The sequence below is a fragment of the Cupriavidus sp. 2TAF22 genome (assembly GCF_052115045.1).
GTDB lineage: Bacteria > Pseudomonadota > Gammaproteobacteria > Burkholderiales > Burkholderiaceae > Cupriavidus.
Genome location: NZ_JBFRFX010000016.1, coordinates 18,091 through 41,685 on the forward strand (window position 1 = coordinate 18,091; position 23,595 = coordinate 41,685).

Annotated in this window: 24 protein-coding genes; 15 read left to right on the forward strand and 9 right to left on the reverse strand. The window is 68.7% G+C overall.

The genetic code is table 11. From position 1 onward, the window contains the following. Nucleotides 1-170: 170 nt before the first annotated feature. Nucleotides 171-350, reverse strand: a complete 180-nt coding sequence (locus AB4Z48_RS20175) for a hypothetical protein (RefSeq protein ID WP_441617148.1) — start codon at nt 348-350, stop codon at nt 171-173. Nucleotides 351-759: 409 nt separating this feature from the next. Here AB4Z48_RS20175 and AB4Z48_RS20180 point away from each other — a divergent pair, with 409 nt between their 5' ends. Then, nucleotides 760-1,455 (forward strand): phosphoribosyltransferase, encoded by a 696-nt coding sequence (locus AB4Z48_RS20180; RefSeq protein ID WP_441617373.1) that lies wholly within the window; start codon nt 760-762, stop codon nt 1,453-1,455. Between the two features lie 39 nt (nt 1,456-1,494). Here the strand turns inward: AB4Z48_RS20180 and AB4Z48_RS20185 are convergent, their stop codons facing one another. Genes AB4Z48_RS20185 through AB4Z48_RS20200 form a run of 4 tightly spaced genes read right to left on the reverse strand, consistent with a single transcriptional unit; the run spans nt 1,495 to nt 5,165 of the window. Next, nucleotides 1,495-2,010, reverse strand: coding sequence for a LeuD/DmdB family oxidoreductase small subunit (locus AB4Z48_RS20185; RefSeq protein WP_441617150.1), 516 nt, complete (start codon nt 2,008-2,010; stop codon nt 1,495-1,497). Continuing rightward, entirely contained in the window at nt 2,007-3,314 is a 1,308-nt protein-coding gene (locus AB4Z48_RS20190; protein ID WP_441617152.1) for a 3-isopropylmalate dehydratase large subunit, read from the reverse strand. Before AB4Z48_RS20190 ends, AB4Z48_RS20185 begins: the two co-directional genes overlap by 4 nt. Then, nucleotides 3,311-4,333, reverse strand: coding sequence for a tripartite tricarboxylate transporter substrate binding protein (locus tag AB4Z48_RS20195; protein WP_441617154.1), 1,023 nt, complete (start codon nt 4,331-4,333; stop codon nt 3,311-3,313). Before AB4Z48_RS20195 ends, AB4Z48_RS20190 begins: the two co-directional genes overlap by 4 nt. A gap of 52 nt (nt 4,334-4,385) precedes the next feature. Continuing rightward, complete coding sequence (locus AB4Z48_RS20200; RefSeq protein WP_441617156.1) at nt 4,386-5,165, reverse strand: GntR family transcriptional regulator; 780 nt, start codon at nt 5,163-5,165, stop codon at nt 4,386-4,388. A 662-nt stretch (nt 5,166-5,827) separates the two neighbouring features. On the opposite strand from AB4Z48_RS20200, the gene AB4Z48_RS20205 reads away from it, so the two are divergent. From AB4Z48_RS20205 to AB4Z48_RS20240, 8 genes are all read left to right on the forward strand, one after another. Further along, a complete protein-coding gene (locus AB4Z48_RS20205; protein WP_441617158.1) occupies nt 5,828-7,354 on the forward strand; it encodes a hypothetical protein in 1,527 nt (508 codons plus the stop codon). Nucleotides 7,355-7,550: 196 nt separating this feature from the next. Continuing rightward, nucleotides 7,551-8,006: a hypothetical protein gene (locus AB4Z48_RS20210; RefSeq protein WP_441617160.1), complete on the forward strand. Its 456-nt coding sequence runs from the start codon at nt 7,551-7,553 to the stop codon at nt 8,004-8,006. Further along, nucleotides 8,003-8,698 carry a C39 family peptidase gene (locus tag AB4Z48_RS20215; protein ID WP_441617162.1) on the forward strand — a complete coding sequence of 232 codons (696 nt, stop codon included), beginning with the start codon at nt 8,003-8,005 and terminating at the stop codon, nt 8,696-8,698. Before AB4Z48_RS20210 ends, AB4Z48_RS20215 begins: the two co-directional genes overlap by 4 nt. Before the next feature lie 10 nt (nt 8,699-8,708). After that, nucleotides 8,709-10,037 (forward strand): hypothetical protein, encoded by a 1,329-nt coding sequence (locus AB4Z48_RS20220; protein WP_441617164.1) that lies wholly within the window; start codon nt 8,709-8,711, stop codon nt 10,035-10,037. 170 nt (nt 10,038-10,207) lie between these two features. Beyond that, nucleotides 10,208-11,629 (forward strand): acetate kinase, encoded by a 1,422-nt coding sequence (locus AB4Z48_RS20225; RefSeq protein ID WP_441617166.1) that lies wholly within the window; start codon nt 10,208-10,210, stop codon nt 11,627-11,629. A gap of 244 nt (nt 11,630-11,873) precedes the next feature. Next, nucleotides 11,874-12,386, forward strand: coding sequence for a DUF1269 domain-containing protein (locus AB4Z48_RS20230; RefSeq protein ID WP_441617168.1), 513 nt, complete (start codon nt 11,874-11,876; stop codon nt 12,384-12,386). Nucleotides 12,387-12,691: 305 nt separating this feature from the next. Next, nucleotides 12,692-13,828 (forward strand): ABC transporter substrate-binding protein, encoded by a 1,137-nt coding sequence (locus tag AB4Z48_RS20235; protein ID WP_441617170.1) that lies wholly within the window; start codon nt 12,692-12,694, stop codon nt 13,826-13,828. 66 nt (nt 13,829-13,894) lie between these two features. Continuing rightward, a complete protein-coding gene (locus AB4Z48_RS20240; protein WP_441617172.1) occupies nt 13,895-14,698 on the forward strand; it encodes an SDR family oxidoreductase in 804 nt (267 codons plus the stop codon). A 14-nt stretch (nt 14,699-14,712) separates the two neighbouring features. On the opposite strand, the gene AB4Z48_RS20245 is transcribed toward AB4Z48_RS20240, so the two are convergent. Then, on the reverse strand, nt 14,713-15,609 hold the full coding sequence (locus AB4Z48_RS20245) for a LysR family transcriptional regulator (protein ID WP_441617173.1): 897 nt from the start codon (nt 15,607-15,609) through the stop codon (nt 14,713-14,715). Nucleotides 15,610-15,868: 259 nt separating this feature from the next. Between AB4Z48_RS20245 and AB4Z48_RS20250 the strand changes: the two genes are divergently transcribed. The 4 genes from AB4Z48_RS20250 (at nt 15,869) to AB4Z48_RS20265 (ending at nt 19,949) form a co-directional block, all read left to right on the forward strand. After that, nucleotides 15,869-17,248 carry an acyclic terpene utilization AtuA family protein gene (locus AB4Z48_RS20250; RefSeq protein WP_441617175.1) on the forward strand — a complete coding sequence of 460 codons (1,380 nt, stop codon included), beginning with the start codon at nt 15,869-15,871 and terminating at the stop codon, nt 17,246-17,248. After that, nucleotides 17,245-17,607, forward strand: coding sequence for an AtuA-related protein (locus tag AB4Z48_RS20255; RefSeq protein ID WP_441617177.1), 363 nt, complete (start codon nt 17,245-17,247; stop codon nt 17,605-17,607). Before AB4Z48_RS20250 ends, AB4Z48_RS20255 begins: the two co-directional genes overlap by 4 nt. Nucleotides 17,608-17,717: 110 nt before the next feature. Continuing rightward, nucleotides 17,718-18,704 carry a Bug family tripartite tricarboxylate transporter substrate binding protein gene (locus AB4Z48_RS20260; protein ID WP_441617179.1) on the forward strand — a complete coding sequence of 329 codons (987 nt, stop codon included), beginning with the start codon at nt 17,718-17,720 and terminating at the stop codon, nt 18,702-18,704. A 234-nt stretch (nt 18,705-18,938) separates the two neighbouring features. Next, nucleotides 18,939-19,949, forward strand: coding sequence for an MBL fold metallo-hydrolase (locus tag AB4Z48_RS20265; RefSeq protein WP_441617181.1), 1,011 nt, complete (start codon nt 18,939-18,941; stop codon nt 19,947-19,949). 25 nt (nt 19,950-19,974) lie between these two features. On the opposite strand, the gene AB4Z48_RS20270 is transcribed toward AB4Z48_RS20265, so the two are convergent. Together AB4Z48_RS20270 and AB4Z48_RS20275 are read right to left on the reverse strand one after the other, a co-directional pair. Beyond that, nucleotides 19,975-20,409 carry an EamA family transporter gene (locus tag AB4Z48_RS20270; protein ID WP_441617183.1) on the reverse strand — a complete coding sequence of 145 codons (435 nt, stop codon included), beginning with the start codon at nt 20,407-20,409 and terminating at the stop codon, nt 19,975-19,977. Between the two features lie 30 nt (nt 20,410-20,439). Next, nucleotides 20,440-20,829, reverse strand: coding sequence for a GNAT family N-acetyltransferase (locus AB4Z48_RS20275; protein WP_420997467.1), 390 nt, complete (start codon nt 20,827-20,829; stop codon nt 20,440-20,442). A gap of 172 nt (nt 20,830-21,001) precedes the next feature. Between AB4Z48_RS20275 and AB4Z48_RS20280 the strand changes: the two genes are divergently transcribed. Beyond that, the gene (locus tag AB4Z48_RS20280) at nt 21,002-22,498 is read left to right on the forward strand and encodes an AMP nucleosidase (protein ID WP_441617186.1); all 1,497 of its coding nucleotides are present in this window, start codon (nt 21,002-21,004) and stop codon (nt 22,496-22,498) included. A gap of 155 nt (nt 22,499-22,653) precedes the next feature. On the opposite strand, the gene AB4Z48_RS20285 is transcribed toward AB4Z48_RS20280, so the two are convergent. After that, entirely contained in the window at nt 22,654-23,304 is a 651-nt protein-coding gene (locus AB4Z48_RS20285) for an OmpW/AlkL family protein (RefSeq protein ID WP_441617188.1), read from the reverse strand. Here AB4Z48_RS20285 and AB4Z48_RS20290 point away from each other — a divergent pair. Further along, entirely contained in the window at nt 23,303-23,470 is a 168-nt protein-coding gene (locus tag AB4Z48_RS20290) for a hypothetical protein (RefSeq protein WP_441617190.1), read from the forward strand. The genes AB4Z48_RS20285 and AB4Z48_RS20290 overlap by 2 nt on opposite strands. Nucleotides 23,471-23,595 lie beyond the last annotated feature (125 nt).

Here is a 23,595-nt window from a genome sequence, read left to right on the forward strand (position 1 = left end):
GCGCGCGGCCAGGCAGGGCCTGGCCCGCGCCGATGAAACAAGCTGCCGCTAAAAAGCTCAGACGCAAAAGACCAGACGCCGCGCAAGCTGCTCCTGCCATCCCGGCAGGGGCCGTTGCGCGGCGTCTGTCTTTGTTCCTGCAGTCTGGCCCGAGCGGGCCGGCGCCCTGCTCAGCTGAACCACTCGTTGTAGTAGCGCGTGCAGGTGCCGGCCGGGCGGAACGTGTAGGGCAGTTCGGCAAGCGCGGCTGCGTCGAGCGAACCGAAGGGGATATCCAGGCCCAGGCTGTTCGCCTCCGTCGCGCCGTCAGGGCGCTGGGTTTCGAGGGCGGGTTTGTGATGCGTACTCATGATGGTTCTCGCTTGGGTTCGCATGACACGTAAGCGGGGGTCATGCATGCGTGCCGTCCTTATCGGGGGCGGCAACGCCGTTGAAACGGCAACGTGCTCATGTGGCTGCCATCGGTACGGGCCATGGTAGCCAAATCCGGCCGAAAGAAAATCCGGCTCCGGCAAAACACACTGTTGCTGAATTGCGTTCAATAACGGCCTCCCGCGCTGCCGGCGTCACCTCCCGGCCTTGCAAAGGCCGCGCCGTGCCGTTCCCGGCCCATCCGGCTGATGGCCGGGTTTTGCGCCTCGCGGGCGCCACGCCGCGCGCCGGTGTGCAAACCCGCCTTCATTCGTCGGTCCGATCGGCCTATATTTGGCCTTGTCCACTGCGTCACTGAAACCGGAGGAAGTGGCCATGCCCCGCTCCATGCCGTTGCCGCCGTGCTTTGCCGATCGCCGCGAGGCGGGAATCTACCTTGGCCGGCACCTGGCCGAGACGGGTTACAGCGCCGCGGTTCTGGGCGAGGCGCCGCTGGTGCTGGCGCTGCCGCGCGGCGGCGTGCCGGTGGCCTTCGAAGTGGCGCGCCTGCTCGAAGGCCGGCTGGACATCCTGCTGGTGCGCAAGATCGGCGCGCCCGGCTACCCGGAACTGGCACTTGGCGCGGTGGTGGAAGGCGATGCGGCCGGCGGTGCCCCGCATACGGTCGCCAACGACGATCCCTGGACCCGGCGCGCGCTCGACAGCGGTGCCTTCGATGCGGAGCGCGGCCGCCAGCTCGACGAGATCGCGCGGCGCCAGCAGCGCTACCGCGGCGGCGCGCCGGTACCGGCCATGGCCGGGCGTACGGTGATCGTGGTGGACGACGGCGTGGCGACCGGCGCCACCATGCGTGCCGCGCTGGCGGGCGTGCGCGGGGCGGGGGCGCGCACGGTCGTCGCGGCCGTGCCGGTGGCCTCGGTGGACGGGCAGGCCAGCCTGGTGGCCGCGGCCGACCATGTGATCTGCCTCAACGTGCCGGCGAGCTTCGGCGCCGTGGGCGCCTTCTACCTGGATTTCCGCCAGACCACCGACGAAGAAGTCATTGCGCTCCTGCGCCAGGACGCGTGCGGGCGGTCCGCATAAGGATGGCCCGGCACCGGATCCGGTGTGGTTCCCGTCGCGCTAGCGTGGTGGCGCCGCCAGCCTTGCCTTGAGGTGCGGCACCAGCCCGCCGGCCCGAAGCAGCGCGCGCAGGAATTCGGGAATCGCATCGCAGGCCACGCGGCTGCCGTCGGGCAACAGCAGCACCGAACGGTCGAGGTCGAGACGGGCCTGGGCGCCATCGGCCAGCCGCGAGGTATCGGCGCAGGTCAGCACCGGCAGGCCCAGGTTGATGGCGTTGCGATAGAACAGCCCGGCGAAGGAGGTCGCGACCACGGCCGCCACGCCAAGCTGGCGCAAGGCCTGCGGCGCCTGTTCGCGCGAAGAGCCCACGCCGAAGTTGCACCCTCCCACCAGCAGGTCGCCGGGCCGCACGCCGGCGGGAAACTCCGGGCGCAGCCCGGCCAGGCAGTGGCGCGCGATCTGTTCGATGCCGTCCTTCATATGGGCCCCGGGCGCCATCTGGTCGGTGTCCACGTTGTCGCCGAAGCGCCAGATGCGGCCGCCGGGCGGCGGCGGGACGGGAACCGGGCTCATGCCAGCATCTCGCGCGGATCGATGATCTTGCCGGCCACGGCGGAGGCCGCGACGGTCAGCGGGGAAGCCAGCCAGACCGCACTGCCGCTGTCGCCCATGCGACCGGCGAAATTGCGCGCGGTGGAGGCGATGGCGCGGCTGCCGGCCGGAAAGCGCGATGCGCCGTACCCGGCGCAGGCGTTGCAGGCGTTGGGCAGCAGGTGCGCGCCGGCGTCCAGCAGGGCGGCCAGCGTGCCTTCCCGCTCGGCTTGCTGCTGGTCGCGCAGCGAGGCGGGCGCCAGCTGCAGGCTCACGCCCGGCGCCACGCGCCGGCCGCGCAGCACGCTGGCGGCCATGCGCAGGTCTTCGAGCTTGGCGCCGGTGCAGGCGCCGAGGTAGGCGATATCCACCGCCTGGCCGGCAACCTCGCCGACCGGTCCGGTGTTGGCCGGCGAATGGGGCGCGGCCACCTGCGGCGCCAGCGCGCCGGCGTCGAAGCGGTGGCTTTCCAGCAGCGCGGCGCCGGGGTCGGTGCGCCAGTGCGCAAGGGCAATGGCGTCGAGGGTGGCGGCCGGCACGCCGGCCTCGGCCAGCCACGCCACGGTAGTGGCATCCGGCGCGATCAGGCCGGTCTGCGCGCCCAGTTCGGCGCTCATGTTGGACAGCGTCATGCGCTCCTGCATGGGCAGCGCGGCGACCGCCTCGCCAGCGTATTCGATGGCCTCGTAGCGACCGCCGCCCAGGCCCATCCGGCCGCACAGGAACAGCATGATGTCCTTGGCGCAAACCCCCGTGGCCAGCCTGCCGTCCCACTGCAGGCGGATGGTGTGCGGCACGCGCAGCCAGATTTCGCCGGTGGCCAGCACGCCCGCCATCTCGGTGGCGCCGATACCGAACATATAGGCACCGAAGGCGCCGCCCGTAGGGCTGTGGCTGTCGCCCCCGACGATAAAGCGCCCCGGCAGCACATGGCCATGCTCCGGCAGCACCACGTGGCAGATGCCCTTGCCGTCGATGAAGTGAGGCAGGCGCGCCTCGCGCACCCAGTCGCGGGTGAAGCGGACGATGGCCTCGGCCTCGGGATCGGCCGCGGGCACATAGTGGTCGGTCACCACCACATAGCGCTCGGGATCCCATATCTTGGCGCCCAGTTCGCGCAGCAGCGGCGCCACGCGGCGCGGCCCGCTGGAGTCGTGCGACATGGCCAGGTCCACCTGGCAGGTCACCACCGAGCCCGGCGCGACCGTGTCCAGTCCGGCGGCCCGGGCCACCAGCTTCTGGGCGAGCGTGGCCGGTACGTGGGGCGCCCCGGCGAGCGGCTTCATTCCGGGGTGGCTCCCGAGTACTTGACCACCTTGGCCCAGCGCTTGATGTCATCGCGCACGAAGGCCGCGAAAGCCTGCGGCGGATTGCCCACCGGTTGCGCGCCGTCCGTTTCCAGGCGCTTGCGCACCGAGGGCGATTCCAGGCCCTTGTGGGCGGCCTGGTAGAGCGCCTGCAGGACGTCCGGCGGCAGCGCGGCCGGGCCGAACAGGCCGAACCAGGCGGACGATTCGAAACCCTTCACCGTGTTGCCGATGGGCGCCGCGCCCGGAAACTGCGGCAGCGGCGCGGAACTGGTCACGCCCAGCACCTTGAGCTTGCCGCTCTTGACGTGGGGCAACACGTTGAAGGTGCTGGCGAACATCAGGTCGACCTGCCCGGCCAGCAGGTCGGTGATGGCCGGCGCGGTGCCCTTGTAGGGAATGTTGACGATATAGGTGCCCGTCATCATCTTGAACATGTCGCCGGCCAGGTGCACCGACGAGCCGACCGAGCCGATGGCGAAGTTCAGCTTGCCGGGCTTGCTCCTGGCCAGCCGGATCAGTTCGGGGATGTTGTTGGCGGGCAGGGCGGGCGTCGCCACCAGCACGCTCGGCACGCTTGCGACCAGCGTGATCGGGGTGAAATCCTGGATCGGGTCGAAGGGCAGCTTCTTGTACAGCGTGGCGTTGATGGTGTGGCTGGTGAAGCTCATCAGCAAGGTGGTACCGTCCGGCGCGCTCTTGGCAACCAGGTCGGCGGCGATATTGCCGCCGGCTCCCGGGCGGTTTTCCACCACCACGCTCTGCTCCAGCTCGCGCGCCATCTCCTGGGCGATGGTGCGCGCCAGCGTGTCGGTGGTGCCGCCCGCCGGTGCGCCCACCAGGATGCGGATGGGCTTGCCGCCGGCAATCTGGGCTGCCGGCGCGGGTCCCGCCAGCGCAAGGCTGGCGAGCGCACCCAGCAGCGCGAGCAGGGCGGTGCGTCGCGGCGGACGGTCAAGGCGCGGGAACGGAGGTCGGACCATGGAGGGAGCTGGCATCGCGGATTCCTTCAGGGAAAGCTCTGGAGTGCGCAGTATCGCCCGTCCCGGCCTATTCGCGCAGCCCCGTGCGTGCCTCGTTCTCCACCCAGACGTTGGCGCTGTCGCCGCCGGCCGGAGACAGCTCCATGCGATATTCGTAGCGGTCCGGCCGGTACTGGCCGAGCAGGAACTGCACCGGGCGCCCACCCTTGTCCAGCACCACGCGGCGCACTGCCAGCAGGGCGCCGCCCACCGGCACGTCCAGCAGCGGTGCCACCACCACGTCGGCCAGGCGGGCCGACAGCGTCTGGCTGGCGCGGCCCAGCTGCACGCCCGAGCCCTGCAGCAGGCGCAGCATCGGCGTGGTTTCGAGGTCCTTGCGGTTCAGGCCGCGGCCCAGTTCGGCCGGCAGGTAGGCGGTGATATGCGACAGCGGGCGGCTGGCGTAGTGACGCACGCGCACCACCTTGACGACCGGGTCGCCAGGCTGCAGGCCAAGTGCCTCGGCCACTTCCGGGGTGGCGTGGACGTCATCGATCGAAATCACCTTGACCGAGGTCTTCTGCCCCATGTCGATGATGTTGTCGAGCAGGCTGCCCGGGCGATCGCCTAGCGTGACAGGCTTGATCGGGTGCGGATTGACGAACGTGCCGAGGCCGCGGTGGCGGCGCACCAGGCCCTCCTGCACGAGGCGGTCGAACACGCGGCGCATGGTCACGCGCGATGCGTGGAACTGCTTGGCAAGGTCGATTTCGCCGGGCAAGGGGCCCTGGCCGAACCGCCCTTCGACGATCTGTTGGCGTAGTACCACGTAAATCTGGTGATACAGGGGAACGACGGCTTCACTCATGGTTTCCCTTGCGTGCGGGTGACAAGTCTCTAATAGGCTTAATGTACTTTAAATCAGACATAGAGCCTAGTTATGTCTCTAGTTGTGCCTTATTACACGCCCGCCTGGCCCCGGATCGTTGCGCGCACGCACCGCATATGAAGCCTGAGCCCTAATTGACGGAGGTATTGTCTGGTAACCGCAAGGCCATCGAAGCGCACCTCTTCACGTGCTGCCGGTCTTCACCCACAGGCCCGGATCGGCTGCATGCGGCGACCAGTGCACCGGCCGGGAGGCCTGTTTCAGTTGCGATACAGCGGCCGCTGCCGGGGGTTTTCCCTTGCGACCTGCCTTAAAGGCCTGATCGGCAGGGGTTATTGCGGCGCTTGCGCAGACCATTCGCGGTGACGTTGGATACGCGCTGTCACAGCCATGTGACATGTTGTGTGCGGCTCACAGCGGCGGCTCACGTGCAGGTGGCACGCAAATGATTCCCTGCCCGCCATGAATGCTTTGTAGCCCTTGTATTTCAAGGGATTGCCGCGCCGGCCGCAAGCGCTGGCACCGATTATGCGGAAAGGGAGGCTGGTTTGGCCGAAGTGCCTGACCCGCGCCTCCCACCGTCGTTCTCCCCGAGCGGCAGCGAGAGGCAGAGCCGCTGTAAATCCTCCTGGGAGCTTTGTATGAAAAAGACCTTACTTGCGTCGGCGATCACCCTAGCCCTTGGGGCTGGCGGTCAGGCCATGGCCAACCCGACGAATAACAATGACGTCAAGTGGAACGGCGACAACACGCAGACGGCCACTGCGACGTCCACTCAGTCCGGCGGTGGGGCTTCGGCAAATGAGAATTCCAATGCCTGGCAGGATAACAGCACAGCCACCAAGACAAGTACCGATACCCGTACTTCAACCAAGACTTCGACCTACACCTCCAACAAGACTTCAACCTCCAACAAGACCAATACCGACAACAAGGGCAAGGTGACCTTTGACGAAGGCTATGGCAATGCTGGCGCCAACAACGGCAGCTCGGCCACCGCCAACCTCAGCAACTCCTTCAACAGCAGCAAGGCCATTGCCATCAGCAAGCTGTCGGGCTCCGTCAGCGGCGTCAAGGTCTACGGCATCGGCAATACGGCTAGCAACTCCGGCAATGCCAACGGCGGCTGGGGCGGCAAGGGCGGCGCTGGCTATGGTGGCGACGGCAAGGGCGGCACCGGCGGCAATGGTGGCAATAGCGGCAACGGCGGCAGCGGCGGCAGCGGTGGCTCGGCTACCAACGGCAGCGCCACGGCTGGCGCTGCGTCCGCAGGCACCGCCAATGCTGGCCATGGCGGCAGCGGTGGCGACGCCAAGGGCTATGGCGGCGACGGCGGCGACGCCAAGGGCTACGGCGGCGGCGCGCTCAGCGCCAGCGTCGGCGTAGGCGGGCGCGGCGGCATCGCCAAGGGCTCCGGCGGCGACGCCTATGGTGCCAGCCTCTCCAGCGGCGGCAAGGCAGGTGGCGCGTGGGCCGGTGGCGGCAGCGCTGGCGGCCTGGCGGCAGCGGCGGGCGGCAGCAGCGGCTCGAAGTCGGGCAGCGGCGGCAATGGCTTCTTCGGCAACGGCGGCCCCGGCGGCACCAGCACGGCTGGTGCGGGCGGTGCAGGCTCCACCGGCGCCACCACCACCACGGCGGGCGCAGGGACTGCGACCGGCGGCGGAGGCGGCGGCTCGACCGCTGGCGCATCCAGCCCGACTGGCGGTGCAGGTACTGGCACGGGTGGCAATGGCGGAGCCGGCTCTGGCGGCACGTCCACGGCTAGCGGTGGCGCCGGCTCCGGCACGGGCGGCTATGGCGGTTCCCAGGTCAGCGTGGCCGGCAATGGCGGTAATGGCGGCAATGCAACCAGCGGCGGCGCTTCGACCCAGGCCAGCAATGGCAGCGCGACGGCCGGCAGCGGCGCGGTCGGCGCGGCTTCCGGTGCCGGTGGCGCTGGCGGCACGGGCAACGGCGGCACGGGCGGTGTTGGCAATGGCGCAGTGGGTGGAGCCGGCGGCGCCGGTGGCGCCAACTATGTCGATGCTGGCACCTTCAACATGTCCAACGCGATGAGCAGTGTCGGCCAGTCGGCCGCGGGCATCATGATCGCCAACCAAAACAGCGGCATGGCGTCGCTGGTGCAGCAAAGCGTCAATGTTCAGGCCAACCTGAACGTCGGCAAGTAAGGCAGGTGCGCGGCAGGGGCGCGCGCCGCGGGTGGATGGCCCGCGCGCGCTCCCTGCCGGCCCGGCTCGACTCCGGCAACTCAAGGCATCCCGGCGCGCGTCGCGTGCCGGGATGCCCATTCGACGAAGCGTCCACTCGTCTCTTGCGTGCCCGTTCGGATGGGGCGGCGGGCAGGAGGCCGAAGGAGACACCAAAATGCGATCGGTCCGCTTTGCTGTCACTGTCATGGCGACAGCCATCGTGGTCTGGCCTGGCTTGCAAGCCCTGGCCGAACCGTTGCCCGCCGGGCCATCCGCCGCAGTGCCTGCGGCAAGCACCGGACCCGCCCTGAACACCAGCGCGGCGGCCCCGGAACAGGTTCCTCCCGCAGCGGCGGGCGGTACGCAGCGCGGCGTGTTCGCCGGCCTGGGCAAGCCGGTTGCCAGCAACAAGCTCGACGATATCCGCGGCGGATCCGAACTGGTGGTCAACGACATGCGTCTGGCCGGCACCGTGGCCGACAACAGCGCGAACCGCATCATGAGCGGTGCCAACAGCATCGCCGACGGCTCGTTCGCCAGCGCCTCGGGCCTGCCCACTGTCATACAGAACTCGGGCTCCAACGTGCTGATCCAGAACGCCACGATCATCAACGTGCAGTTCAAGCCATGACGCTGCGCAAGCTGCTACTGCAGGCCACCCTGCTGCTGGCCGCGGCCGGCGCGCCGGTGGCGTGGGCCGACTATGCGATCGTTCCGGGCGACGGCAGCAATTTCTTCAGCGTGCGTGTCACCAGCCTCAAGGAGGCGCGCTACAAGACCACCATCCGCCAGCAGTACGATTTCAGCTGCGGCTCGGCGGYGGTGGCCACGTTGCTGACCTACCAGTACGGCTATCCGGTCAGCGAACAGGTTGTATTCGCCAACATGTTCGTCAACGGCGACCAGAACAAGATCCGGCAGGAGGGCTTCTCGCTGCTGGACATGAAGCGCTTCCTCGAGTCACGCGGCTTCCTCGCCGATGGCTATGAGCTGCCGCTGTCCAAGCTGGAGGAAACCCAGATCCCCGCCATCGTGCTGGTGGTCGAGAACGGCTACCACCATTTCGTGGTGATCAAGGGCGTCCACGGCAACCGCGTGCTGATCGGTGACCCGGCGCTCGGTACGCGCGCAATCTCGCGCGAGCATTTCGAATCGATCTGGGACAGCCAGTTGCTGTTCGTCATCCACAACCGCGAGGATTCGGCGCGCTTCAATCTCGCGGCCGACTGGCGCATTGCGCCTACCGGCCCTTACTCCATGGGTATCAACCGGGATAGTCTGTTCTTCACTGTCATGCCCTCGCATGGCAGTAGCGACTTCTAAGGAACGCATCATGTTCCAGACATCCTCGAAGCCCGCGCACTCCCGCCGCAGTGGGGCCGGTCCGGCCACGGCGATGGTGCTGCTGGGCGCAGGCCTGGCCTGCGCCGGGCATGCGCGGGCCGACGAAGGCACGGGGCTCGAAGCGCTCGACACGCGCGGCGCTCCCGATGCCGCCGGCTTCACGGTCACGCCCGCCGCTCAGGCGGAACCTTCCAATCCTTACCTGGCGGCGGCGCTCGGCAACATGGCCGGGCGGACCCCGGCGTCGCTGGACATCGAGGCCCTGCCGGCCGCGCAGGCGGAAGAGCCGCCGGCCGCCCTCATCGCGCGTACCGCGCATGCCGCCGATGCAGCAGATATGGCTCCGGCAACCGCCGCCGTGGCCGGCGTCGCGATGGCCGATGCCGCGGACACGCGCGCGGCGGTCGCGCTGCCGGCCCCGGACACGCCGCCGGCTTTGGYGGCGACCGGCGACAGCGTGGCCAAGGCCGCCGCGCCCGCGCCTGAACGCGCGGTGCTCGCGCCACGAGATGACACAGCCGCCCGGAAGCCGGCTGCCCCGCAACAGCATCTGCAGGATCCGCGCGGCGGCTTCGCCGAAGCGGCACGCCCGGCGCCGCAGACGATCGAGGCCATCGTGGCAGCGGCGGTGCCGCCCGCCGCCCAGGAGAGTCCCCAGGCCCAGACCCCCCATGTGCACGCCGCGCGCAGCACCATGGCGAGCTGGAAGCCGGTGGAGAAGGACCGCCTCGACGACCTGCGCGGCGGCTTCGACGTGGGTGCCGGCCTGCAGGTTTCGTTCGGCATCCAGCGTGCCGTGTACATCAACGGTGCCCTGGTGGTGTCGACCAGCCTCACCATTCCCGACATAAGCCGCATCACCGCCAGCCAGGCCTCGCAGCTGGCGGCCGCGCTTGGCGTGGCGACCGGCGCCGGTGCCGCGGCCGCCGCGACGGTCAACCATGCGCTCGCCTCCAACCCGGTGACCGGCGGCGGCGGTGCCGCACAGGGCGGCAATGGCAGCAGCAGTACCAGCACGGGCGCCAGCGCGGCGGGCGTGGCGATGACCAGCCTGCCCGCTTCGGTGGTGTCCTCGGGCGCGGCCACGGTGACGACCAACGGTGTCATGAGCCTGATACAGAACGGGCCGGGCAACAGCGCCGCCGCCAGCGCACTGGCCGGTTCGCCGGCAACGGTAATTCAGAACTCGCTGAGTAACCAGTCGATACAGAACCTGGTGACGATCAACGCTGGAGTCAACACCTTGCAGGCATTCCGCGCGCAGGTGGCCAACCAGACCTTAAGCAACGCGCTGCTAGGCGCAGCAGGCCGGCGTTGAAGCCAGGCCGCCGCAACGGCAACGGACAAGCAGTGGATAAGCGGTAGAAAGCAGTAGAAAGCTGTAGAGAGCCGTAGAGAGAAGCTGGCAGTACGGAGAAAGGCTGTATGCGGTAAGCAGGTTGCGGACTCCTGCTCCAAGCAGTCCGCCGTCCGGGGGAGGAAGGCGAAATGAAAAACGGGTCGCTGCGCGGCATCCGGCAGGCCGGGTGTTCGACATTGCTGTTGCTCGGGGGCATGGCGCAAGGCCAGACCCCGCCAGACGACGGGCCGACCGCGGCAAAGCTGGACCAGCTCAAGCGCGCGGTGGCCGAGCAGGCCGCCGCGCTCGAGGCGATGAAGCGGTCCATGGCGGAGCAGGAAGCCACCATCCGCGAGTTGCGCAGCGTACTGGGCACGGATGTGCTGGCGCGCAAGCGTGGCGGCCAGCGCCCGCCGGGCACTAGCCCCGCGCCAGCGGCCGAAGACGCGGCCACCAATGCCGCGGCCGCACCGGCGGCCGCGCCAGGCACGCCCGGCGCGCAGGACGCGGGCAACGCCGCCATGCAGGAGAACGCCACGGCGCAAGCCGCGCAGGTGCAGCTGGCGCAGGCCGGCGACGAGCAGCCCGTGGGCAAGCCGCCGGAGGAAAGGACGCCGCCGCCGGCGATCGCGCCTATCTTCGACCAGCCCGGCGTGCTCACGCCGGTGGGCAAGCTGGTGGTCGAGCCGAGCTTCCAGTATGGCTATTCGTCCAACGATCGCGTGGCCCTGGTCGGCTATACCATCATCCCGGCCCTGCTGATCGGCCTCATCGACGTGCGCCAGGTCAAGACCTCGACCTATATCGAGGCGGTGGCGTTCCGCTACGGCCTCACCAAGCGGCTGGAACTCGAAGCCAAGGTGCCCTACGTACAGACCTCGGGCTCGACTGTCAGCCGCGAAGTCTTTACCGGCACGGCGGTCGACAACGTCTTCAATTCCAGCGGCAAGGGCATCGGCGACGTGGAGGCGACACTGCGCTACCAGATCAACTACGGCAACGAGAAGATGCCGTACTTCGTCGGCTGGCTGCGCTACAAGTCCAGCACCGGCAAGAGCCCGTTCGACGTGGTGACCGATTGCGTGACGCGCTGCGTGGGCAATACCACCGGCACCGGGCTGCCGCTGGGCCTGCCCACCGGCACCGGCTTCCAGGCCATCCAGCCCGGCGTCACCTGGCTGCTGCCAAGCGATCCGGCGGTGTTCTTCGGCACCTTCAGCTATCTGCACAATTTCGCGCGCGACAACGTCAGCCGCACCGTGCTCAATGGCCAGCAGGAGAACCTCGGCAAGATCGCGCCGGGCGACATCTTCGGCTTCAACTTCGGTATCGGCCTGTCGCTGAACGAACATGCCTCGTTCAGTATCGGCTACGACCAGAGCATCATCTGGCCGACCAAGCAGAACGGGCAGACGGTGGCGGGCTCCGTGCGCGTGACGCAGGGCACCCTGCTGGTAGGGTATTCGTACCGCTTCAACAGCCGCTACACGCTGAACGTCTCCGTCGGCGCGGGGCTCACGCAGGACACGCCGAACCTGACGGTGACCTTGCGCCTGCCGATCACGTTCTGAGGCAGGTGGCGCACATGGTACAGCGCGGGTACAGCGCGAGGTGACGCCGGGCCGGCATGTGACGGAGGGCGCCTTGCGCTGGCCACGCGGCTGGCGTACAAATGAAGAACCCCGTCCCCAGGGCGGATACGGATGCACCTCCACCGGACGTTCTCTCGTCCAGGCGTGATGGCGACTCCGCATGCACACTGCTGCCGGGATGGCCCGAAAATGGCCTGTAATGGCCTGAAGCGAGGAGAGAGTCATGCGCAAACGCATCTTCTGGTTGTTGCCCGATCTGGCGAGTGCCCGCCGCACCATGGACGATCTGCTGCTGGCGCGCATCGAGAACAGTCATATCCACTTCATCGCGCGCGACGGCGCCGATATGACCGGCCTGCATGAAGCCAACCTGTTCCAGACCTCCGACATCGTGCATGCTGCCGAGATGGGCCTGATGGTCGGCGGCGGCATCGGCATCATCGCCGGCGCGCTGGTGGCCATGTTTCCCATCGTCAGCGATACGCCACAATGGGGGCTGGTGGGCGTGCTCGCCGTGCTGGGCGCGGTGTTCGGGGCGTGGGCCTCGAGCATGATCGGCTGCTCCGCGCCGAACAGCCGCCACAAGGCCTTCGAAAAAGAAATCGAGGAGGGCAAGATCCTGCTGATGGTGGACGTGCCGCGCGGGCGCATCGAAGAAATCGAAGCCCTGCTGGAAGCGGCCCATCCGGAAGCCCGCTTTGCCGGCCTCGATCCCGCCGTACCCGCCTTTCCCTGAGTTTCGGCGCGGGGCCGCCCCGGCCCCGCGTTCCGCCTTGCACGCGCCCGGCGCCAGCGTCGGGCGCGTCCTGCCGCGCCCTGGCTTCCTCCCTCCTTGCTCCTCCCTCCGCTCTCTTTCGCTTTCCCGTTGCCGCGCGATCGCCGCGCACGCCTTGCCGCAGTCATCCGGTTTGCAACAGCCAGTTTGCCGAATGGCACGTCTTTGAGGTAATTTGCGTGCAGCCGCTTCATCGCATGAAGCGCGCCATGAAAACAGAGCAAAGCGAAAGCAAGACGATTCGCAAGCGAAAAAAGGGGTCGGAGATGAGGACAACACGGATCGCGCGCGGCCTGCTGGCCGCCGCGCTGATAGCGGCCGCGCCGCTGGCGCAGGCGGAGCCAGGCATCAGCAAGGGCACCATCAGGATCGGGCAGTCGGCGGGCGTCACCGGCCCGGTGGCGGGGTCGGTCAAGGAGCAGATCGCCGGCGCCCAGGTCTACCTGAGCACGGTCAACGCCAATGGCGGCGTAGCCGGCCGGCGCATCGAGCTGGTGACCTACGATGACGGCTTCGACGCCAAGCGCACGCCCGGCAACGTGCGCAAGCTGGTGCTGGAGGACAAGGTGTTCGCGCTGTTCATGGTGCGCGGCACGCCGCAGAACGAAAGCATCCTGCCCATCATCAACGCCGAGAAGGTGCCGCTGGTGGCGCCGCTGACCGGTGCCATCACGCTGCACCGCCCGGTCAACCGCTACGTGTTCAACGTGCGCGCCAAGTACCAGGACGAGGTGGCCCGCGCGATCAACCACCTCGCCACCTCGGGCATGAACCGCATCGCCATCTACTACGCCAGCGACGGCTTCGGCCAGGACGTATTCGAAGGCTTCAGCACCGCGCTGCAGGCGCGCGGGGTCCAGCCCGCGGCGAGCGCCTCGTTCGCGCGCCCGATGGGCGACATCCAGGCAGGCGTGGCCACCATCAACAAGGCTAATCCGCAGGCGGTGCTGGTGATCGGCTCGGGCTCGGAGGCGGCGCGCCTGATCAGGGAGATGCGCCGCGCCGGCAGCCAGGCGCAGTTCGTCACGCTGTCCAACAACGCGGCCGATTCCTTTATCAAGGAGCTTGGCGAAGACGCGCGCGGCCTGATCATCACGCAGGTGGTGCCAGGCACCAACTCCAGCCAGATGAGCATTGCCAGCGAATACCGCAGCCAGGCGCGCCAGCAGGGCGTGGAGCCGAGCAATGCCGGCATGGAAGGCTTCATGTCGGCCAAGGTGCTGGTCGAAGGCCTGCGCCGCGCGGGGCCGGAGCCCACGCGCGAACGGCTGGTCGGCGCGCTCGAGAGCCTGCGCGACTTCGACCTGGGCGGCATCCTGATCAGCTACAGCCCTGCGCGGCACACCGGCTCGTCGTTCGTCGAGATGTCGATCGTCTCGTCCACCGGCAAGCTGATCCGCTGAACTGCCGTTCGGGTGGTCGGGTGGTCGGGTGGATCGGGTGGGGCGGGGCTGCGGTATAGTCGCCGGATGGCTATCTCACCCCTGAACCCACCCGCCAGCTCGCCCTTCTCGCTGCACGGCCGCGTGGCGCTGGTCACCGGCGGCGCGCAAGGCCTCGGCCTGGCGATCGCGGCCGCCCTGCGCCAGGCCGGCGCCCACGTGATCATTGCCGCGCGCAACGCCGCGCGCGTGCATGCCGCCGTGGCGCAGCTCTCGCCAGCAGGCGAAGACAGCGCCGGCGGCGCCGAAGCGCTGGTGCTCGACATTACCGACGAGGCCGCCGGCGCCGCCGCCTTCGCGCGCATCGACGCCAGCCACGGCCGGCTCGATATCCTCGTCAACAATGCCGGCGCGCGCAAGCGCAGCAATATGGCGCATCTCGATGCCGCCGACCTGCGCGAGATGCTGGAGACCAACCTGGTCGCGCCCTACGCGCTGTGCCGCCACGCCGCGCAGCTGATGCGCCGCGGCGGCTACGGCCGCATCATCAATGTCAGCTCGATCGCGGGCCAGGTTGCACGTGCCAATGACGTGCTCTACCCCGCCACCAAGGGCGGCCTCGATGCACTCACGCGCGCCATGGCCGCCGACCTTGGCCGCGATGGCGTGACCGTCAATGCGATCGCGCCCGGTTACTTCGCCACCGAGCCAAACCAGCCGATGGTGGCGGATGCGAGCGTGTCGGAATGGCTGCGCCAGCGCACCGCGCTCGGCCGCTGGGGCCAGCCGGAAGAAATCGCCGGCGCGGCGGTATTCCTCGCGTCGCCGGCCGCCTCCTATGTCACCGGCCATGTACTGGCGGTCGACGGCGGCTATCTCGCGCATTTCTGAGGCAGCGGTGCCGCTCAGCGCGCCCGTCCGCGCTGGAAGTGCGCCTGCACGGCTTCGATCATCGCCGCGGCGGCCGCGGAATCGCCGCGGTCCTTGAGCCGTACCAGGCAGATGTCGCGCACCAGCGATGGCAACTGCAGCGGACGGATCGCCAGGCCCTCCTGCTGGAACTGGAACAGTGCCAGCGCCGGCACCACCGTCACGCCCAGCCCCGCGGCCACCAGCGCCGCCACGGTCGCCAGGTGCTCCACCTCCATCACGCCGTTGAGCTTGAGCGGATGCAGCGCGGCGTCCAGGTGCTGGCGCACGCTGCTGGTACGCGACAGCTGGATGAAGGGCAGCCCCGCCAGTGCCTGCGGCGCCACGCGCTTGCGCCGCGCCAGCGGATGGCTGGCCGGGCACACCAGGTGGAAGCGGTCCGCCACCAGCGGCTCGACGCGCAGGTCGCTGTCCTGCGCCGGCGCGGGCGCCAGCGCGAAATCGGCCCGCCCGCGCCTGACCATCTCGATGCAGCCGTCCGCGAGCAGGTCGAACAGCTCGATGGAGATGCCCGGATAGCGCTGGTGGAACGCGGCCAGCAGCGGCGGCAGGTCGCCGGCCGCCAGCGAGGGCAGGGCCGCGATCGATACCCGCCCCTTGCGGCGCTCGGCATGATCGCGCAGCTCTGCGAACGCCGTCTCGAAATCCGCCAGCAGGCGCACCGCCACTTCCTCGAATCGCCGGCCTTCCACGCTCAGTTCCACATGGCGCGTGGTGCGCTCGAACAGGCGCGTGCCGGCCTGTTCCTCCAGCGTCTGGATCAGCGCGCTGAAGGCCGATTGCGACAGGTGGCAGGCCTGCGCGGCGCGTGTGAAGTTTCGATGCTCCACCAGCGCCACGAAGGCGCGCAAGTGTTTGACGGACAGGTTCATCGGCGGGGGCGAGGGTACTGGCGGTACCGGCGGTATCAGTGGTTGGCGGGCGTTTGGCGGGCGCCCGGGGCACGCCTGCAGGCGTGCGGCGCAAAGCGTACTTCCCGTGCATCCGCTTTTATCTGCCAAATCGATAGATTAATCCAAATTATCCGTTTTTCGGAGCAGGCTGGCAGGTCTAGAATCCATTCACGGTGGCGGCCTCGTGCGCACCGTCCTTGCCACCCGGGTTTGCGCCCGCCTCACCAGGCTTCGTCCCATGACTGCTTCCGCTCCCGCCCCCGGACCTTTGCTGATCGGCTCCGGTGCCGGCTTCTCCGGCGACCGCACGGATGCCGCCCTCCCCGTGGTGCGCACCATGATCGCGGCGGGCGGCCCCGCCGTGCTGATGTTCGAGACCCTGGCCGAGCGCACGCTGGCGCTGGCCCAGCTGGCCCGGCGCAACGATCCCGCCCAAGGCTACGAACCGCTGCTCGACGCGCTGCTCGCGCCGGTCCTGGGGCTGTGCCTGGCCAACGGCATTCCCATCGTCGGCAACTTCGGCGCCGCCAACCCGCGCGCCGCCGCCGCACGCGTGCGCGCGCTGGCCGCCGAGCTTGGCCTGGCGGCACCGCGCGTGGCGGTGGTCGAAGGCGACGACCTTGCGGACGATGCCGGCCGCGCCGTGCTGCGCCAGATCGTCGGCAGCGGCTTTCCGGAGACGCGCTTCGTCTGCGCCAACGCCTACATCGGCGCGCGCGGCATCGCGGACGCGCTCACCGACGGCGCGCAGGTGGTGGTGTGCGGCCGCGTGGCCGACCCGGCGCTGGCGGTCGGCCCGGCCATGGCGCATTTCGGCTGGTCGTGGGACGATTGGGACCGGCTGGCGCGCGCCACCATGGCCGGCCACCTGCTCGAGTGCGGCGCCCAGGTCACCGGCGGCTACTTTGCCGATCCCGGCATGAAGGACGTACCCGATGTGCATGCCGTCGGCTACCCGATCGTGCGCCTGGATGCCGACGGCAATATCGAGGTCGGCAAGGCCGCGGATACCGGCGGCTGCGTGGACCTGCGCACCGTCAAGGAGCAGTTGCTGTACGAAGTGCACGACCCCGCCGCCTACCTCACCCCCGACGTGGTCGCGGACATCAGCCAGGCCACCGTCGAGCAGCTGGGCCCGGACCGCGTGGCGGTGCGCAATGTGCGCGGCCGCGAACGGCCGGAACAGCTCAAGGCCAACCTGTTCTACCAGGGCGGCTGGATCGCCGAAGGCGAGATCTCCTATGCCGGCCCCAATGCCGCGGCGCGCGCGCGCCTGGCCGCGGAGATCGTGCGCAAGCGCATGAACCTGCTTGGCTACAGCGTGCCGATACGCTTCGACCTGATCGGCGTGTGCAGCGTGTTCGCCGACGACGGCGGCCGGCTGCTGCAGCAGGCCCTGCCCGGTGAGACGCAGGCGCAGGACGTGCGCCTGCGCGCCGCGCTCGCGCATGAGGACAAGCCGGTGGCGCAGGCGCTGCTGCGTGAGGTCAATGCGCTCTATACCTGCGGCCCCGCGGGCGGCGGCGGCGTGCGTACCGCGCTGCGCGCACGCCTGAACGCCATGTCCTGCCTGGTGCCGCGCGCCGCCGTCAACGCAAGCCATACCCTGCTGCCATGAACACTGCCACTACCGATGCCGCCGACAATATCGCCCTGTACCAGCTCGCGCACGGGCGCACTGGCGACAAGGGCGACCGCTCCAATATCAGCGTGATTGCCTACGATCCGCGCGATTTCGATCATCTCGCCGCCCACGTCACCGAAGACGCGGTGGCCGCGCTGTTCGCCCATCGCCAGCCGTCGGCCGTCAAGCGCTACCTGGTGCCTTCGCTGCAGGCGATGAACTTCGTCATCGACGGCGTGCTGGACGGCGGCGTCAACGATGCGCTCAACCTCGACACGCATGGCAAGGCACTGGCCTTCCTGCTGCTGCAGCTGGAGATTCCCTTGCCGCCGAGGCTGGCCGGCGCGGGCTGAACGGCCAGGCGCACGCGCAACGATATTGGCAACGACATTCGCGACGAGATTCGCGACGAGATTCGCACTCAACAACCACAACGAAGCCAGATTCCAACAGGAGACTCAAGATGTCCGCATACACCAAGCCCGCTTCCGCCATGAAGGTGGTCACCGGCATCGCCGCCGCGGCGCTCGCGCTGCTGGCGGGGCCTGCGCATGCGGAGTTCCCGGACAAGCCGATCCGCTTCGTGGTGCCGTTCGCTGCCGGCAGCGCCACCGACCAGCTCGCGCGCGCGATCGGCCAGGCCATCACGGTGGACGCCAAGGTCACGGTGGTGGTCGACAACAAGCCGGGCGCCAACGGCTTCATCGCCGCCAGCGACGTGGCCAAGGCCGGCCCGGACGGCTACACCGTGCTGATCACCACCAACACCACGCATGCCGCCAACGAGCACCTGTTCAAGAAGCTGCCCTACGATCCGGTCAAGGACTACTCGCCCATCAGCGCGCTCGGCCGCGGCGGCCAGATCATGGTGGTGAATCCGCAACTGCCGGTCAACAGCGTGGGCGACTTCATCGCGCTGGCCAAGAAGGAACCCGGCAAGCTCAGCTTCGGCAGCGGCAGTTCCTCCTCGCGCATCGCGGGCGAGCTGTTCCAGCAGATGGCGCATGTGCAGTTGCTCCATGTGCCGTACAAGAGCAACCCGCTGGCGGTGACCGACCTGCTCGGCAACCAGATCCAGATGATGATCACCGACACCGCCACCGGCCTGCCGCAGGTCAAGAGCGGCAAGCTCAAGGCGCTGGGCGTGTCGGGCAAGACGCGTTCGCCGCTGGCGCCCAATGTACCGACCATCGACGAGGCCGGAGTCAAGGGCTATGAGATGAGCTACTGGTTCGCGGCCTACGCGCCGGCCAAGACGCCGCAACCGGTCGTCGACAAGCTCCATGCGATGCTGGTGAAGGCAGCCAGGAGCGACACCGCCGCAAGCTTCTACCAGTCTACGGGGACGGATGTGTTCACCAGCTCGCCGGCCGAGCTGGCCAAGTTCCAGGCCGCGGAATCGGCCAAGTGGGGCAAGATCATCAAGGCGGCCAATATCCAGCCGGAGTGAACCGGGGCAGCGCTGCGGCCTTTCATGCATGAACGCCTCCCGTGACCGGGAGGCGTTTTTCGTTGCCGCCGGCCGTGCGCAGGCAGCCTTCCCGCCCGCCGATGCCGCGCTGCCCGTGCCGGATGGCCGGCGCGGCACGGAGCGCGCGCTCACATATGCGCGAGCCGCCGCGTCGCGCACTTTGCGCCGATAATGCAGCTCTGGAAGTCGCCCCCAATTTCCATGGAGCGCAGCATGAGCGTGCCTTGCCCCGCCGGCCGTCGCCGGACCGCAGTATCCCTGATCGCAGCCCTTGCCTTTGCCGGCGCGCCCGCCCTGGCGCCCGCCCAGAGCCCGGCGGCGGCGTCCCCGCCGGCCCAGCTCAGGACGCAGGTGCCCGGCTATTACCGCATGATGTTCGGCCAGTTCGAAGTGACCGCGTTGTACGACGGCTATGTCGACCTCGACACCAAGGTGTTCAAGTACAGCAGCCCCGGCGAAGTGCAGCGCTTGCTGGCGCGCATGTTCGTGGCCACGACGCCGGGCATGCAGACCGCGGTCAATGCCTACCTGGTCCACACCGGCAAGAACCTGGTGCTGGTCGATACCGGCACCGCGGCTTGCTTCGGCCCCACGCTGGGGCGCGTCGTGGAGAACCTGCGCGCCGCGGGTTATGCGCCCGGGCAGGTCGATACCGTGCTGCTCACCCACTTGCATCCCGACCATGCCTGCGGCCTGATGGCCGACGGCAAGCCGGTGTTCGCCAACGCCACGGTGTATGTCGACAAGGCCGACGCGGCCTACTGGCTGGACGAAGCCACGGCGGCGCGCGCGCCGCAGGATGCCCAGCCGTTGTTTGCCATGGCGCGCGCCGCCGTCGCGCCCTACCAGGCCAGCGGCCGGCTGCGCACCTATGCCGCCGGAGCCGAACTGCTACCCGGCGTGAGCGCCGTGCCGGCGCACGGCCATACACCTGGCCACAGCGGCTACCTGTTCAGGTCGGCCGACCACGGCATGTTGTTCTGGGGCGATCTCGTGCACAGCCATGCGGTGCAGTTCCGCCGGCCGGAGGTGGCGATGGAGTTCGACGTGGACAGCCGCCAGGCCGTGACCACGCGCAAGGCGCTTTTTGCGCAAGCCGCGCGCGGCCAGCTGTGGGTGGCCGGCGCGCACCTGCCGTTCCCGGGCATCGGCCATGTGCGCGCGGAGGGCAAGGGCTACGCCTGGGTGCCGGTGGAGTACGGGCCGCTGCGTACCGACAGGTAGGGCGCCGCCCCGGTCTGGTGCCGCGCTAGCGCCTGAAGCCCAGCACCAGCACGCCGGCGCCCACCAGCAGGATGCCGGCCCATTCGCGCAGGCTGGGCCGCTCGCCCAGGAATATCACGGCGAACACCGCCACCAGCAGCAGGCTCAGCTTGTCCACCGGTGCGACCTTGGATGCCTCGCCGAGCTTGAGCGCGCGGAAGTAGCACACCCAGGAAGCGCCGGTGGCGAGGCCGGAAAGCACGAGAAAGACCCAGGTACGGGGCGACAGCGCCAGCGGGTTGCTCCACTTGCCGGTGAACACCACGAAGGCGCTCAGCACCACAATGATCACCGCGGTGCGCACCAGCGTGGCAAGGTCGGAGTTGATGCCCTCCAGGCCGATCTTGGCGAAGATCGCCGTCAGCGCGGCGAACACCGCCGAGAGCAGCGCCCAGTGGAACCAGCCGGTCGAGGAGGCCATAGGATCGTGTCTGTGCGGTTTGCGGCGCGCTCAGAGGCGCCGGCGCTCCATGGCCACGAGCGAGGGCACGAAGCCGAGCTGGCCGAAGAAGGCCGCCTCGGAGGACCGTCCGGCGCGCAGCACCCAGGTGATATCGGGATCGTTGCCGACGATGTGGCGCACCAGCGCGCGGCCGATGCCGCGGCGCCGGTGGCTTGGCGCCACGGCCACCATCGACAGGTAGCCGTTGGAGATATCGTCGCACAGGGCACGCGCGAAACCGACGATCTCGCCATTGTCGACCGCCACCGCAACGCGCTGCGAATTGGCGATCAGGCGGGCGAAGCGCTCGGTGTTGGCCACCCTGTGTGCCCAGCCGTTGGCCGCAAGCAATTGTCTGGCAGCCTCGATCTCATCGGGCAGCAGATTGCGGATTTCCATCGGGGCTCCCATGCAAGCACATACAGCAACTCGGCGCTGCCCTTCTTTTGGGGGGGCGTCTCGAGGCGAGGACGGCGCGGGGGCCGCCAAAGACTGCAGGCAGTGTAGCGAGCGCGCGAAGGCCCGTCAATTTGCCGCCTGGCATGTTGCGCCCACTCCGAGGCGGGGTATCATGTTTGCCATGAATGCCTCGATCTTCTCTTCCGCCCACCCGGCCGATCAGCTGGCCGAGTTCAGCGACGCCGACGCGGCGTTGGCCCGTATCCTCGAAATCTACGAGGCCTCGGTCGGCGCGATACGCGCGCGCTTCGACGCCTTCGCGCGCGGTCAGCCGCTGCCGTCCGCGGCGCACGCCTGCTACCCCTACCTCGGCATCTCGGTCAACCTCGAGACCATGGTGACGGACAGCCGGCCCTCGTGGGGCACCGTGGCCTACCCGGGCGTGTATGGCACCACGGTGACGCGGCCCGACCTGCTGGCCGACTACTACCGTGACCAGATCGAGCGCCTGTTGCGCTACCACCGAGTGCCGGTGGTGGTCGGCGTGAGCCGGCGGCCGATCCCGCTGCCTTTCGTCATCGAAGCCTCCACCACCGATATCAGCTACACGCAGGCGCGCGAACTCGAAGCGTCCTTCGTGCTGCCCGAGCTGAGCCGCATCGATGATGCCATTGCCAACGGCACCTTCGAACCCGTGCCCGGCGAGGCGTGGCCGCTCTCGCTGTTTACCGGCGAGCGCGTGGACCTCGCGCTGCAGCGGCTGTATCACTACACCGGCACCGCGCCCCAGCATTTCCAGCGCTTCGTGCTGTTCACCAACTACCAGCGCTATGTCGACGAGTTCATCGCGCTGGGCCGCTCGCTGATGGCGGCCGGGGACGAGCAGGGCGCCGACGGCTACGCGCGCTTCGTCGAACCCGGCGACGTAGTGCAGGAACGCGGCGCGCCCGAGCCCGACGATGCGCTGCGCCCGCGCGCGCTGCCGCAGATGCCCGCCTATCACCTGGTGCGCGAGGACCGCCTCGGCGTGACCCTGGTCAACATCGGCGTGGGCCCGTCCAATGCCAAGACCATGACCGACCACCTCGCGGTGCTGCGCCCGCATTGCTGGCTCATGGTGGGCCACTGCGGCGGCCTGCGTCGCTCGCAGCAGCTCGGCGACTATGTGCTGGCGCACGCCTACGTGCGCGACGACCACGTGCTGGACCACGACCTGCCGCCGTGGGTGCCCGTGCCGCCCATCGCCGAGATCCAGGTCGCGCTGCAGGAAGCCGTGGCACGCGTCACCGGCCTGTCCGGCAGCGAGATGAAGACGCGCATGCGTACCGGCACCGTGGTCTCCACCGACGACCGCAACTGGGAGCTGAAGTCGAAGTCGCTATACGCCCGCTTCAACCAGTCGCGCGCGATTGCGATCGACATGGAAAGCGCCACCGTGGCGGCCAACGGTTTCCGCCTGCGCGTGCCCTATGGCACCTTGCTGTGCGTGTCCGACAAGCCGCTGCACGGCGAGCTCAAGCTGCGTGGCATGGCCAACGCGTTCTACCGCCAGCGCGTGAGCCAGCACATGACCATCGGCCTGGAGGCGATCCGCATCCTGCGCGAGGCCGGGGCCGAGCAACTGCATTCGCGCAAGCTGCGCAGTTTCGACGAGCCTGCCTTCAGGTAAGGCGCGGCAGGCCAGGCCCCGGAAGCCGGCGGCGCGGGCGATGAACGTCCCCTGCGCTGCCTGTGCCGACGGCGGCCGGCTGCACGCCGGGTCTTGCGCTACGGCTCTTGCGCAACGGATCTTGCGCAACGGATCTTGCGCAACGACCGCCCGCATCAGAAGCGGTAACCCGCCCCCATGCTGAACAGCCACGGGTCCAGGCTCGCGTTCGACAGCTTCACGCCTGCGGCCTTGACGTCCGTCGAGATCCAGGTCTTCTTGATATCCGCGTTCAGGAACCAGTTCTTCGTCAGCTTGTAGTCCATCCCGATCTGCAGCACGGGGCCCACGCTCCAGCGGTCCAGCGAGAGTGAGTTGTTGGCCAGGTTGGCACCCCAGATGCGCGTGACGTTCATGCCGGCGCCCACATAGGGACGGAAGGTGCCGTTGGGCAGGAAGTGGTACTGCACCAGCAAGGCCGGCGGCAGGTGGGAGAAGGTGCCGATCTTGCTGCCGCCCAGGTAGACGTCCTGCTTCTGCGGCACCGTCAGCACCAGTTCGGCGGCGATGTTCGGCGTGAAGAAATAGGTGACGTCGAGCTCGGGGATCCACTTGTTGTTCACCGTGATCAGGTCCGAAGGACCGACGCCGCCGATGGGATCCGACTTGTCGGCCATGTCGAGATAGGTGGCGCGCAGGCGCACCATCCAGTTGCCCTGGGCTTCCTCTGCCGCTGCGGCTGGCGTGGCGGCGAGCGCAGTGAACATGGCCATGACGGCGACAGCGGTGGTGGCGGGACGAGTGCGGACAGACAGGCGATTCTTCATGATGGTTGGCTCGGTGATGGGAAACTTCACGCACAGTGTGGCGGAGGGATCCCATGCGAGCCTTGACCGAGAGCAAGAAGAACGGCATCGGCTTTTTGCACGCGCGCGCCGCATCGTGACGCTGCGACAGCGGCCTGCGGAGCGGCGGCGCAAATACGCATTTTGATTGCCGGACCTGACTTCTAAGGACATGCGCAAATATTCGTGGCCGCGCGCGGCGACGGGCCTTACGCTGTGCACACAGTCACAGCAAGGAGCATGTCGTGGGCGCCCCGCAAAGGCGTCTTTCCG